Genomic DNA, 13,169 nt, shown 5'->3' with positions numbered 1-13,169 from the left:
AGTTTTGTTCAGGATGAAGCAATTAATTCATAATATTTACTTCGGTAATAAGAATAATGGCTGTCAGGGTTGACGGCCAGTACGCCAGCTTGGGTATCAGATTGTCGCGAAAATGAATGAAAGTTAACCATCTGGCGATACCCATTGAAAATATGTAAGTGTTCACAACTGCAGCTACAAGAAAGACATACATAAGTATATAGAAATACTCCATGTACACGATTCCGGAGCCCGAGAACTGTTCTCTGAGTTGGATGTGTGCAAGCATCACTACAAAAAACAACGCAGAGCAGGCGCCAATGAAACCTGATGTGTTAAAGCCGTGTTTATTGATCAGCTCGGGTTGCTTGCTGACCGTCAACAGGGCGGCGAAAAGCAGCGTAGCGACAAGTACAATCGGCAACAGATAAATAATAAACGCATTCTCGAATTTGCGCTTCACCACAATGTTGAAATGCAATTCGGGAAAGTTCTTTTGCCCGATATAATTTGCGATGCCAAAGTCAGTGTCATAACTGGAATGTTTGTAATCAAAATACGTGCTTTCACGATTCCAGGTACCCAAGACAATATTTTTTTCGATGCCGAAGACGTTGCCTGGCGCTGTTGACTGATAGGCGTCAAAATCCGGTACCAGCACGATGTTTTTTGAAAAATCATAATGCCACATTCGTAGCCAGACAGTTTTGTGGTCAAAAGGATAAAGCCTGTATTCAAATGGTTGTCGGATTATGGACTCGAAATACCAGCCGATTACTTCTTCGCCGCTGGCGCGCAACCGGTATGCCTCCTGTGGTGCAACAGTATCTCCGGAGTTGACTTGCTCCGGTAAAACGAAACCGGCTTCGGACTGAGAGGGTTTGATTGCATCGTGAACGCCATCCTGATACCGTTGCCAGATATATCCGGATAGCTCGACATCGGATGCATTGGAAAATTTCAGTGATTGAATATAAACACCGGTTTTGATCTTTAGCGTGGGCTGAGAGGCGTAACCATATTCTCGATGTACGCCTTCCCAGTTTTTTTGTAAATAAGCATTCGTCATGGTTTCATTGACCAGTTCCGTTCGGGCAACTTCATACGTGTTCATTCTGATCCACTGATAAGATAAAAGCATCAACAGTGCAACAGATATCACCGCTGAAATCAGCCACCACTTTTTTTCGTTCATCATCTGGTCATCGATCAATCATCACAGTAGAATGTTAGCATAATAAAATTACAATCAATTGGTTACTGCTGTTATAACGAAAGTGACCGAAAAGAATAATTGAACAAATATCACGTTTGCACAGATGCTGAAACGCGTTAATAAATAGCTGCACAAACTGCATTTATACTTTCAATTTTCAATCATTTTCATGACTCAATGACAGAGATCTTATTATTCAGTATTTATGTTCTCTGCATTTTGACACTGTTTGCCTATGGAGTGAATTGTTATTACATGGTGTGGTGTTTCTGGAATACGCGCCCCAACGTTTCTCGGTACACAGATTCGCAGCGTACTGTAAATGTCACCCCGGAGCAGTTGCCACATGTGACCACGCAAATTCCGTTGTATAACGAGGCAAATGTAGCTGAACGTGTTATTCGGGCGGTCGTTGCGATGGATTATCCGGTGTCACGGCACGAAATCCAGATTCTCGATGATTCAACCGATGAGACCAGATTGATTGTCGATGCGGTGGTGACATCGTTACGCGCTTCTGGCGTGGACATACACGTGATCAGGCGCAAAAACCGCCAGGGATACAAGGCTGGTGCACTCCAGGAGGGACTGCAGATTTGCAAAGGCGAACTTATCGCGATTTTTGACAGCGATTTTGTTCCGCCAGATAACTTCCTGAAGCGAATGGTGCCGCCTCTGCTTGCCGATAGCGGGCTTGCTTTTGTGCAGGCGCGCTGGGGGCATCTCAATGCAGGCCATTCTGTTCTGACGCAAGCCCAAGGCCTCGGGATAGACGGGCATTTCATGATTGAACAAAGCGCACGCGCCTATAGTGGATTCTTTATGAACTTTAATGGTACAGCGGGGCTTTGGCGTAAAGCTGCTATCAAAGACGCGGGTGGCTGGCAGGCGGATACACTGACTGAGGACATGGATTTATCTTACCGCTGTCAGTTGACCGGTTGGCGTGCTGGTTTTCTTGCCGATGTCGTTGTGCCAGCCGAACTGCCCCAGTCCTATACAGCGTTTAAAAGCCAGCAGTTCCGCTGGGCGAAAGGTTCTATACAGACGGCTATCAAGCTTTATCCACGGGTATTGCATTCACAGGCCCCCACGGTGGCCAAAATCCAGGCGTTTTTGCACTTAACGCATTACAGCATTCACCCGATTATGACGCTTCTGTCCATGCTGACCCTACCCGTATTATTAACGCTGGATATGCAGATTCCCTGGCAATTGATGATTTTTTTTATGTTGTGTATTCTGGTTGCGGTCTGCGGGCCCAACACGCTGTACGTAACCAGCCAGGTTGCTACTCGGGCAGGTTTAAAAAAATTGTTTTTTCTACCGGCATTGATGTGCGTTGGAGTGGGCATTGCGCTGTCAAATACGCGCGCGGTCTTTGAAGCGATTTTCAACATGAAGAGCGGTTTCGTACGCACTCCAAAAAGCGGCAACAGTGATCTGGGCAAATCGGACAGGCGTTTGCGGGCCTACCGTGTAAAAGCGCCAGTATTACCAGTACTCGAAATAATCCTGGGATTGTATTGTGCGCTGAGTCTTGTTATCTATCTTGAAGCAGAGCATTATATGGTCGGACCGTTTTTGCTGATTTATGCGTGCGGTTTCCTATGGGTGGGTTTTTGTTCCTTCAGAGAAGGGATTCAGAACGATTCATAAAGCGCAAAACCCAACCTGATCAATACAATTATCAATTGCATAGACGGCTGAAGCGATGACTCATATTCGCATGGTTGGCTTCGCTGGTTCGCTGGTACTGGTTGTTTTTGCAGCAATACTGCATTGGACGCCCTGGGCCGTTGCAGACAGGGCGTCGCTGACGATTGTATCCTACTGTTTTCTGTTTACAGGATTTATGGGCGCCTGGTTAAGCTTCCCGGACGGATTTTCCATTAACCGGAAAATTGTAGTAATCATGCTGATATCACTGGGTGCGCGAATGTTGATGGCTGGCGTGCCTGAGTCTGATGATGTATACCGCTATTTGTGGGAAGGAAAGATCGTCAGGGCAGGAGAGAGTCCATATCAGTTTGTGGCTGACCATGCGCATTATGCCGTGTACCGTGATGCCTACTGGGAAAAAATGAATCACAGGGACAAGCTGACAGCGTATCCACCGTTGGCAGAGTTGGTATTTGCGGCCGTCAGCAGTTTGGCTTATTCGCCATGGGCGTTTAAACTGGTATTTATTATCGCCGACCTGTGCGTAGTGGCCCTGTTGATGCTCATGCTCAGGCAATATGCCCTGGATGTGCGAAATGTTTTAATTTATGCGCTGAACCCGTTAACGCTGTACGCGTTCGCAGGCGAGGCGCATTTTGATGTGCTGATGATACTGGCGATCTTGTTATCAGTATTTTGTGCCGACAGGCGCATATATGCCGGGGCATGGCTATGCCTGGGCATTGCCATCCAGATCAAGGTAATTGCCATTGTACTGATACCACTATTTCTCTGGCACTGTAACTGGCGATATAGCTGGCTGCTGCTTGTTCCGCTGCTGCTACCCTCATTATATTTTCTGGGCACATTGCACAATATGCTGCAGGGGTTGTGGGAATTTGGTGGAATGAATGCATTCAACGGTCCGGTGCACAGTGTAATTAATGTTGCACTGCAAGGCCAAGCCGTTTGGCCGGTCTTTATTGTCGCGGCCTTATTTGGTTTGGTAATGATATGCATCATACGTATGAGCAAAAACCCGGTCAAAGCTGCTTATCTGTTAATTTCGGCGCTGGTGTTGCTTTCACCCGTTGTGCATTATTGGTACATTTTGTGGGTTATCCCATTTGTTGTATTGTATCCCGCTTTATCATGGCTGGTTTTGAGTCTAACCAGTGGCTTGTATTTCGTATCGCTATACAGTGTGCAGCAGGAAGCAGAATGGCATTTGCCAGAGTGGGCCATGTGGTGGATGTGGTTGCCTTTTTTGTTGGTGCTGGTGTATGAGCTGCGGTTTATTGCAGTGCGCGGACTGCAACCGGAGACAGACTGGGGAATACCCAAAACGCTGGCGGTCATCGTACCCGCGCTGAACGAACAAGACCGGATCAAGGATTGTCTGGAGGCGGTTTATTCTCTGAATCCCCCTGCTGATGAAGTTATTGTGTGCGATGGCGGTTCGATTGACCAGACTCCGGCGCTTGCCCGGCAAATGGGTGCTTGTGTGGTGAACAGTCAGCCTGGACGAGGGACACAAATACTGGCAGGCGTCGGGCGTTCACATTCGGATGTGGTGCTGGTTTTGCATGCCGATAGCGTTTGTGAAGAGCAGGTTAGTCAACGAATCCTAAATGTATTGCAGCGCAATCCGGATCTTGTTGGCGGAGCAGTCGGGCAGCGATTTGTCGGTTCAGGTATATACCTGCTTGTCATTGAAATGCTCAATGATGCACGTGCAAGGCTAGGTGGAGCGAGTTTTGGCGATCAGGGGCAGTTTTTCCGGACAGCTGCCATCTATCGGGCAGGTGGTTTTCCAGGCTATCCGCTGATGGAAGATGTAGAACTCAGTCTGCGTATGATGAGGGTTGGCCGTACTGTGTTACTGGATGGAGGTATTCATAATTCAGCGCGACAATGGCAACAGGGAAGCCTGAAACGTATCTGGTTAATTGTAAAACTCGTGGCCGTGTTCCGTTGGAATCGTTTACTAAAACGTGATGTGACGCAAAAACTGTATACCATTTATTACAACCGGAAATAATCCGTACAATACGTTAATATTACATTCGAATGAACATAGATTGTATAAAAACTAAAGAATAACCATGCATATTCATATCCTTGGAATTTGTGGGACTTTTATGGGGGGCATAGCCGCCATTGCAAAAGAATCTGGCCATACTGTTACCGGGTGCGATCAAAATGTCTACCCGCCCATGAGTACCCAGCTGGAATCTCTGGGAATTTCGTTAATATCAGGTTTTTCAGCGGATCAGATCCAGCTCAAGCCGGATATTTTTGTTATTGGCAATGTCGTTACGCGTGGTAATCCGCTGATGGAGGAGATACTGAATCAGAATTTGCCATATATTTCGGGGCCGCAGTGGCTTTCTGAAAACATTTTAAATACCCGTTGGGTATTGGCGGTAGCAGGCACGCACGGGAAAACAACTACGAGTTCAATGCTGGCATGGATTCTGGAATATGCCGGTATGCATCCAGGTTTTCTGATAGGCGGTATTCCAGAGAACTTCGGTACGTCGGCACGTATTGGCGCGATACCGTCAGTACCGCCTTCAGCAGTACGCGAGGTTTCACCGTTTTTTGTGATAGAGGCAGACGAATATGATACGGCATTTTTTGATAAACGGTCAAAATTCGTTCACTATCGTCCCAAAACTGTTATTTTAAATAATCTGGAATTCGACCATGCCGATATTTTTGATGACCTGCCTGCAATTATTCGCCAGTTTCATCATTTTGTCCGGATTGTACCAAACCAGGGAATGATTGTTGCAAACGGAAATGACCAGAATCTGGATCAAGTGTTGAAGTTGGGTTGTTGGACCCCGGTTGAACGGTTTGGTACTCAGGCAGGGTGGGATATGGTCATCCAAAAAGAGAGCGTATCAGAAGTATTCTTCAGGGGCGAACTACAAGGTGTGCTGCAGTGGGATTTGCTGGGACAGCATAACCGTGCCAATGCTCTGGCGGCACTTGCTGCAGCACGGCACGCGGGTGTTCCGGTCAGTACGGGCATCGAAGCCTTGGGTCAGTTTAAAAACGTAAAACGCCGTATGGAAAAGCGCGGTGTTGCCAATAATATTACGGTATATGATGATTTTGCGCATCATCCAACTGCGATTCAGACAACAATCGATGGATTGCGCGATCATATTGGTGATGCACGTATACTTGCAGTACTGGAGCCACGATCAAATACCATGAAAATGGGCGTATGGAGAGAAAAACTGGCCAGCAGTCTTAACGGTGCCGATGTTGTATTCTGCTATAGCCATGATGCCGAGTGGGTGGAGCAGGCGTTGGCAACTATAGGTAAGAAAGCAAAGTGTTTCAGAGAGTTGCAACAGCTTATTTCAGAAATTGCCGATTCCGCAGTGAGCGGTGATCATGTTTTAATTATGAGCAATGGCGGTTTTGGTGGTATTCATGAAAAATTAATGATGCAACTCAAACGTGCCAACGCCTGAAGACAGTAGCCAGCGGGTCCGATAGCGGGCGTCAGTCTGCCCGTACCAGTATGACTCCGATAAGTATCAGGATCAGTCCAAGAATTTTTTGCATGCTGACAGTTTTTGTATCCATACCTATTAATCCGAAATGATCAATAACAATCGAACCAATCAGCTGTCCTGCAATGATGCAGACAACAAATGCAGCCATACCGAGTACAGGCGCAATAATAATGCTGCTTGTGACAAAAACAGCACCGGCTATGCCGCCGATAACTATCCACCACGGCAGCGCGGTAATTTGTGCTGTATTTTTTCCGCCATCGTTGAGCAGCCACAGCACCATCATCAGCATGCAACTGATAAACAGGGAAATCGTTGCGGCAAACAGCGGACTATCAAGTATTCTTGCCATTGACGCATTGATAGGCGGTTGAAACGATATGAGTACGCCAACAACCAGGGCGACGAGGATATATGCGGTGTGATTCATGACAGGCAATGCATAAATGCTGCAATTGTATATATAGCTGTTTTATTCCGGTTTTACTATGGGTTAGTCGTCATCAAATTCGCATAAACAAAATACCTTGCAGCCCAATTGTTCCAGTCGTTTACGACCACCTGCATCTGGTAAATCTATTACAAAGCAGCACTCAATCACTTCGCCGCCCATCTCCCGGATTAATCTGACAGCAGCCTCGGCTGTACCACCGGTAGCGATTAAATCATCGACAAGCAAAATCCGGTCTCCAGATTGAATGGCGTCGACGTGGATTTCAATACGGTCGCTGCCATATTCCAGCTGATAGTCACGGCCGACAGTTTGGGCCGGCAGCTTGTTTTGTTTTCGTATCGGAACAAAACCGGTTTCAAGCTGATACGCCACGGGTGCGCCAATAATGAATCCTCGCGATTCAATACCGACAACCTTATTGATGTGTTGTGACTGATAGCGTTTTACGATTTCTTGTACAGTTGTGCGCAAACCGACAGGATCTTTTAGCAGCGTGGTAATGTCGCGAAACATAATTCCCGGGTGAGGGTGGTGGGGAATTGTGCGAATACGGGATTTAATTGGCATAAATATGTTGGAAAACCTGGAAAGTTAGTAATAAAGAGATTTATGAAGCCAATAGAAGGTTAACCAGCAAACAGTGCATCCCTGTCAGGGTGATTTGATGGATTCAGAAGAGTGCAGGTTATTGGCTTTAAATACAAAGAAATCTAAAAGTCATAATCCAAGGCTTCTTCTTAGAAAACCTGCATTTTGGTTTGCGACCGTTATCCGTTATCAATTGTTTTCGGTGGTATCGATACTGGTTTGGCTTATTGCAATGAATCACTGATTGTATTTCCTGCGACTTGCAAATAGAAAACGGCTCCAACCTGTCGGAAGGAGCCGTTCGGGCTAAATCATTAAATCAATATACAGTAATGCGGGTATATTGCTTAGTGATCCATAGCTGCTTTGGCGTCAAAGCTGTCCGGAGCCTTGACTTGAGTCATCAAGTCATCGTTCCATTCACCTTCGACATTCATGTGTAAGGCAGCACCCATCAGAACAGCCTCAATCAGATTGTGACTGAGGTATACATACAGGCCTGGCTGATGGAATTCATAGGCTGCAGCAACTGCTGTACCAGCTGGAATAATCCATGTTTCCTGGCTGGTCAGAGGCTTGTCGCTGAATGAACCACCTACCCAGTACAGATCGGCATGACCGCCAATCAGATGCGGATAGGAAGGACGGTTTGCCTGTGAGTGGACAAACAGTACTTTTTCGCCGACTTTGGCTGACAATGCATTGTCGCCTGTAATTGCACCTACTGCGCCGTTAAATACAACGTGTGTAGGAATCAGGCCTTTAGCCAGCTCAAGCATTTCGTGCATGCCGGCAGCTGGAGATGCGAATTCTTTGAATTTACCTTTTCCATCGTTAGGCAGATAGTAATCTTGTTCACCAATATAGTATGCGCGGTCATAGCGGTATGGTTTGCCTTCAGCGTCTTTCAGGCCGTCACGCGGCAATACCATAATTGCGCCATTCATACCGGAGATAACGTGGAATGGAATCATTGTTCCACCCGGTGCGCAGTGATATACGAAAACGCCAGGTTTAACCGCTTTCCAGCGTAAAACAACTTCTTCACCAGGCTGAATCAGGGTCAGGCCGGCGCCACCCAGTGCACCAGTCGCAGCGTGAAAATCCACATTATGTGCGAGTGTGCTTTCTTTTGGATTAACCAGTGTCAGTTCAACATAGTCTCCTTCGTGTACAACGATCAGTGGACCAGGAACAGAACCGTTAAACGTGAGTGCCCAGACATTTGCGCCAGGAGCAACTTCCATGAGTACTTCTTTTGTTTCCATACGGACTTCAACGACTTTTGGTCCGCCTTTAGCTACCTGATCGTGCTTTGGAACTGCAGGTGGTGCCACCAGTTCCTGTTTTACACGCGGTAATTTTGAGATGTCGGTTGCGGCTACAGCAGCTTGTGTAGCGGCAAAACATAACAATCCCAGTCCAAAAACAGCTTGAACAGCTTTAATCATATCTCCCTCCATAAATGATAAATTTTGCGCTTGTTATATACGCCTTCTTATCTGTCGATGTATCATTTTCGCAAATGATAAATATCTACAAACCTAATACATAGACACCTGCCCTTTTTTCAAAGTTTCAAAGAGCAAAGGGCGGAACGCAGACTATACACTTTCGCAGTGAGGCTGTCCATGTCTGTACGCTGAATAAAATTGAAAAAAACCCTTAAAAAAGGGCATGTTGGCAGTAGGGTTACTTGTGGCGGCACAGGATTTCAGTGTGATATTTGCGCCACGATTGCATACTGCACCGTTGGTGTCGTTTTATCCCTGCATGAGACGGATTTCCGCTGCAGCCAGATTCTCCTGCGTTCCTCTGAGAACCACGACATCGCCGGCTTCAAGCCGGGTTTCATCCGACGGCAGCAAACCTCTGATATTCCGCCTTCTGACCGCGGTTACTTCAACTGATAAATCAAGCAGACAAAGTTCGCCGAGTGTTTTACTGACGGCAGCAGCGCCGGGTGTGATTGTGATGGTCAGTAATCTGGGCAGCAAACGCTCATGGCCTTCATCACTTTCATCCGTTACGCCGTAATAAAAACCGCGAAAAAGACTATAACGCTGTTCACGTGTCTGACGGATACGTCTTAAAATGCGACCGGTAGTCACATCCATGAACATCAATGCATGAGATGCCAGCATTAAGCTGCCTTCGAGGATTTCCGCAACCACTTCGGTGGCGCCAGCCTCTTTCAATAAATCAATGTCTGAGTCGTCGCGCGTCCGTACAACGACAGCTAGCTCGGGCCGCAATATACGGACATGGTTTAAAATCTTGAGTGCAGAAACAGTGTCTGCATAACTGACGACCAGAACTTTTGCGCGCAGTACACCCGCGGCTATCAATACTTCTTTGCGTGCTGCGTCACCATACACAACAGCTTCTCCGGCCATTTTGGCTTCATGAATTCGGCGCGGATCGAGATCCAGCGCTATAAAGGGAACAGATTCCTGCTCCAGTATGCGAGACAGATTCTGCCCACTTCTTCCATAGCCACAAATAATGACGTGATTTTGCTCCGCTATCGTTTGTGCGGCTATGGTGGTGATTTCCATTGCGCGTTGCATCCACTCGGATGTATAAAGCCGCTGTATGACGCGCTCGCTGTATTCGATCATGAAGGGTGCGAACAGCATTGACAGTACCATGGCCGCCAAAACTGGCTGCAGTATGGCATTATCAATCAGTCCGTGCATCGTGGCTTGTGCCAGCAGAACAAAACCGAATTCGCCGCCCTGTGCCAGGCTCATTCCGGTGCGAAGTGCTATGTTGGGTTGTGTCCCAAACAGTCGAGACAGGCCCGTAATCAGGATTATTTTTAGAATAATCAGGCCGGTGAGAATCACGGCCACCCATAGAAAATTATCGATCACCACCTGAATATCTAGCAGCATGCCGATGGTGACAAAAAACAGGCCCAGCAAGATATCGCGGAATGGTTTAATGTCGTCTTCAACCTGATAACGATATTCGGTTTCAGAGATCAGCATACCTGCCAAAAAAGCACCCAGCGCCAATGATAAACCTGCCAGTTCGGTCAGCCAGGACAGGCCAAGCGTAATTAGCAAAACATTTAAAACAAACAATTCCGAGGATTTCTGCTGTGCAACTACATGAAACCAGGGACGCATGAGGCGCTGACCAAAAAATAAAATGAGTGTCAGTACAGCCAGAGCTTTCAGTGCGGCAACTGCAAGCACGTTGCCGTATTCGATGGATTCGTTTTCGAATGAGGTAGCCAATGCCGGGATAACGATCAACAGTGGGATAACCGCCAAATCCTGAAACAGCAATACGCCGATTACCTGTCTGCCATGCAGTGTATTTAACTCTAGCCGTTCGGACAGCATTTTGATGACGATTGCTGTGGAAGACATTGCCAGCGCGCCCCCTATGACAAGACCAACGCGCCAGTCTAATTTGAGTAACCAGGCGATCGCCATGACGATAATAATGCTGATGACAACCTGTAAAGTGCCAAATCCGAAGACGATGCGTTTCATGGTAACCAGCTTGGACAGACTGAATTCGAGGCCGATACTGAACATTAGAAAAACAACTCCGAATTCTGCAAGATGACGAGTCTCTTCATTATCGGGTATCCAGCCCAGAGCATGTGGACCGATCAGCACGCCGGATAAAAGATATCCCAGCATTGGAGGGAGGCGGAGCAGTCTGAAAATTACGACTGCAAACACTGCAGTCGATAGTAGAATCAGTATGGGTAAAAGTGAGTCTGTCATGAATGATAAGGTATTGAAAAGTCGTGAGCCGGTAACGACATTCTGTTGATTTGCACGGTAGTATGAGTCATCGTTGCGTAACAACCATGTAAACCTATCATATCAAAAAAATAAATTTGCGTATGTTTACTGTTTCCTGTCAGGTAAAGCCGGTTATTACTGAGTGGATTATTCTGATTTGTACTACGCCCGCAGGAGTTGCAGTACAAGAATTTTAAAGACCAAACTTGATATGTAATAGTTATTTGATATGATCAAATCGGTTAAAAGCGGTGACTCAGGCTGGCCATCGGTTTTTTCAGTGATGGATGCGAACCGGATGCCGGGGAGCAGATTGATGTGGATTCCGTCTGATGGGTTTTGTTTGTGTCAATTTACACATATATTGTATATCGAGATGATTTCCGAGTAGCCTGTATCGAAAACTGAGATCGCCATGAAACAAAAACTTTTACTCCATTTGATTTATAGCCTGATGATGTCCGCAGTAATGACAGGTTGCGTATCAGCAACAGTTACTGCAGTCAATCTTGGTTTTTCAAATGAATATATAGAAGAATGGCTTTATTCATGGAGCATCGCTTTTCCGGTTGGTTTCGGTATATTGTTACTGATTTCTCCATTTTTGAAACGTGCTGCCGAATTGATTGTGGGAATCTGGAATTAGATTATGCAGTATCTTTTTTTCTTGGATAAACCCAGACAGGATGTGACAGGGCGCCTACGAGTGTTTTAATGTCGAGGCAGGCTGTCCTGATTTTTGAAGCTGGCGGAGGATAGACTGAACAGTTATTCTGGAGAAATATGAAATTGATTTGCAAGTCAATACATAAAATTTAATGTTTTTTCAGTTTCCTAAAACGGCTTTTTTTGCTAACCAGCCCAAACTGTTTGCGTGCAGGCTCTGGATGTACAGTCTGTTTTCTGTCTCGGTAACAGACGTTGTTTCGGGATATGCCCCGGTGGGGTCCTGCAGATCAAGCAGGATTTTACCGTCCTCGGAAAATGCCATAACATGTCCATAGGTTTCTGGCATGGGCCAGAAAATACGCGGTAAACGCAGCACAATTTTACGCAGCAGTGGTTTATCAGCCATAAAATCAATCATTGTATTTCGTGGCTTGGCAAAACCCAACCAGATTCTGTTTTTATCTCCGCGCATCAGATTGTCAGGATATCCTGGCAGATTGTCGAAAAGAATGCTTGCTAGCGGCGATTGCTGACTGATGTCGAGATTGTCAGCGCTTACTGCTATTTTCCATACACGATAACGGCCGGTTTCATTGACAAACAGGGTTTGCTCGTCGCTTGACAACGCAATGCCGTTTGCGAAGCTCAATCCTCTGGCGACAATACGAGCTTGATTGAGTTTCGGGTTATATTCCAATACGCGCCCGGTAGCCGACTGTTCGACAATATCCAGCATGCTTGCTTCAAACGTGCCACCCCAGTCGGAAGGTGCGAAACGACCTGAGGAGTCTGTGATGTAAATCATACCATTACTTGCTACAACCGCGCTGTTGGGATATCGGATCAGGTCGTTGTGGACATGATCTGCCAGCATCGTTACGTCTCCATTTGGCGAAATGGAAAGAATACCTTGCATAGCGTCGGCAGCAATGAGATTGCCGTCTCTATCGAAATCAAAACCCAATACGCGGCCACCGGTGTAAGCGAAAATCTCCAGCTCTGTGCCGTCCGGATTCAAACGCAGGATATTTCCACTTGCGACCGCGGCATACAGTTTTCCATCATTGCCCATCGCGACATGTTCCGGGCCTTCTTCGTCGTTCAACGTAATTAGCTGCAATTCGGCAAGCCGGTCATTTGATATATGAGGGCCGGTATAGCCGGGCGCACCGGGTGCGTTCCAGCTTACCGGTTCGATCGGTACAGGCCAGAACATGAAATAAGCAGTCAGTGTGATAAGCAGGGTAGCAAGAATTTTTTTCATAAGCCTACAATTGTACAAGAGATGCTAGCGGATG

10 protein-coding genes are annotated in these 13,169 nt (G+C 46.6%); 4 read left to right on the top strand and 6 right to left on the bottom strand.

All coding sequences use genetic code 11. The annotated features are described in order from the left end of the window. Nucleotides 1-22: 22 nt before the first annotated feature. Entirely contained in the window at nt 23-1,174 is a 1,152-nt protein-coding gene (locus tag BMX44_RS07580; protein WP_218143930.1) for a hypothetical protein, read from the bottom strand. Nucleotides 1,175-1,543: 369 nt separating this feature from the next. On the opposite strand from BMX44_RS07580, the gene BMX44_RS07575 reads away from it, so the two are divergent. The 3 genes from BMX44_RS07575 (at nt 1,544) to mpl (ending at nt 6,348) form a co-directional block, all read left to right on the top strand. Then, complete coding sequence (locus BMX44_RS07575) at nt 1,544-2,854, top strand: glycosyltransferase (RefSeq protein WP_177167705.1); 1,311 nt, start codon at nt 1,544-1,546, stop codon at nt 2,852-2,854. 55 nt (nt 2,855-2,909) lie between these two features. Continuing rightward, on the top strand, nt 2,910-4,898 hold the full coding sequence (locus BMX44_RS07570; protein WP_090630646.1) for a glycosyltransferase: 1,989 nt from the start codon (nt 2,910-2,912) through the stop codon (nt 4,896-4,898). Nucleotides 4,899-4,962: 64 nt separating this feature from the next. After that, nucleotides 4,963-6,348 carry a UDP-N-acetylmuramate:L-alanyl-gamma-D-glutamyl-meso-diaminopimelate ligase gene (gene mpl / locus BMX44_RS07565; RefSeq protein WP_090630643.1) on the top strand — a complete coding sequence of 462 codons (1,386 nt, stop codon included), beginning with the start codon at nt 4,963-4,965 and terminating at the stop codon, nt 6,346-6,348. Nucleotides 6,349-6,379: 31 nt separating this feature from the next. Here the strand turns inward: mpl and BMX44_RS07560 are convergent, their stop codons facing one another. The 4 genes from BMX44_RS07560 to BMX44_RS07545 form a co-directional block, all read right to left on the bottom strand. Then, on the bottom strand, nt 6,380-6,823 hold the full coding sequence (locus BMX44_RS07560) for a DMT family transporter (RefSeq protein ID WP_090630640.1): 444 nt from the start codon (nt 6,821-6,823) through the stop codon (nt 6,380-6,382). Between the two features lie 63 nt (nt 6,824-6,886). Next, entirely contained in the window at nt 6,887-7,414 is a 528-nt protein-coding gene (locus BMX44_RS07555; protein WP_090630637.1) for an adenine phosphoribosyltransferase, read from the bottom strand. A gap of 368 nt (nt 7,415-7,782) precedes the next feature. Next, complete coding sequence (nirK, locus tag BMX44_RS07550) at nt 7,783-8,886, bottom strand: copper-containing nitrite reductase (RefSeq protein WP_090630634.1); 1,104 nt, start codon at nt 8,884-8,886, stop codon at nt 7,783-7,785. Nucleotides 8,887-9,198: 312 nt separating this feature from the next. After that, the gene (locus BMX44_RS07545; protein WP_090630797.1) at nt 9,199-11,181 is read right to left on the bottom strand and encodes a cation:proton antiporter; all 1,983 of its coding nucleotides are present in this window, start codon (nt 11,179-11,181) and stop codon (nt 9,199-9,201) included. 436 nt (nt 11,182-11,617) lie between these two features. Between BMX44_RS07545 and BMX44_RS07540 the strand changes: the two genes are divergently transcribed. Beyond that, nucleotides 11,618-11,848 (top strand): DUF2798 domain-containing protein, encoded by a 231-nt coding sequence (locus BMX44_RS07540; protein ID WP_090630631.1) that lies wholly within the window; start codon nt 11,618-11,620, stop codon nt 11,846-11,848. Nucleotides 11,849-12,028: 180 nt separating this feature from the next. On the opposite strand, the gene BMX44_RS07535 is transcribed toward BMX44_RS07540, so the two are convergent. Continuing rightward, the gene (locus BMX44_RS07535; RefSeq protein WP_090630628.1) at nt 12,029-13,135 is read right to left on the bottom strand and encodes an SMP-30/gluconolactonase/LRE family protein; all 1,107 of its coding nucleotides are present in this window, start codon (nt 13,133-13,135) and stop codon (nt 12,029-12,031) included. Between the last annotated feature and the right edge of the window lie 34 nt (nt 13,136-13,169).

Source organism: Nitrosomonas marina, assembly GCF_900110145.1.
Lineage (GTDB): Bacteria > Pseudomonadota > Gammaproteobacteria > Burkholderiales > Nitrosomonadaceae > Nitrosomonas > Nitrosomonas marina.
Note: the sequence above shows the minus strand (reverse complement) of the source record. Positions and strands in the feature narration are given on the sequence as shown.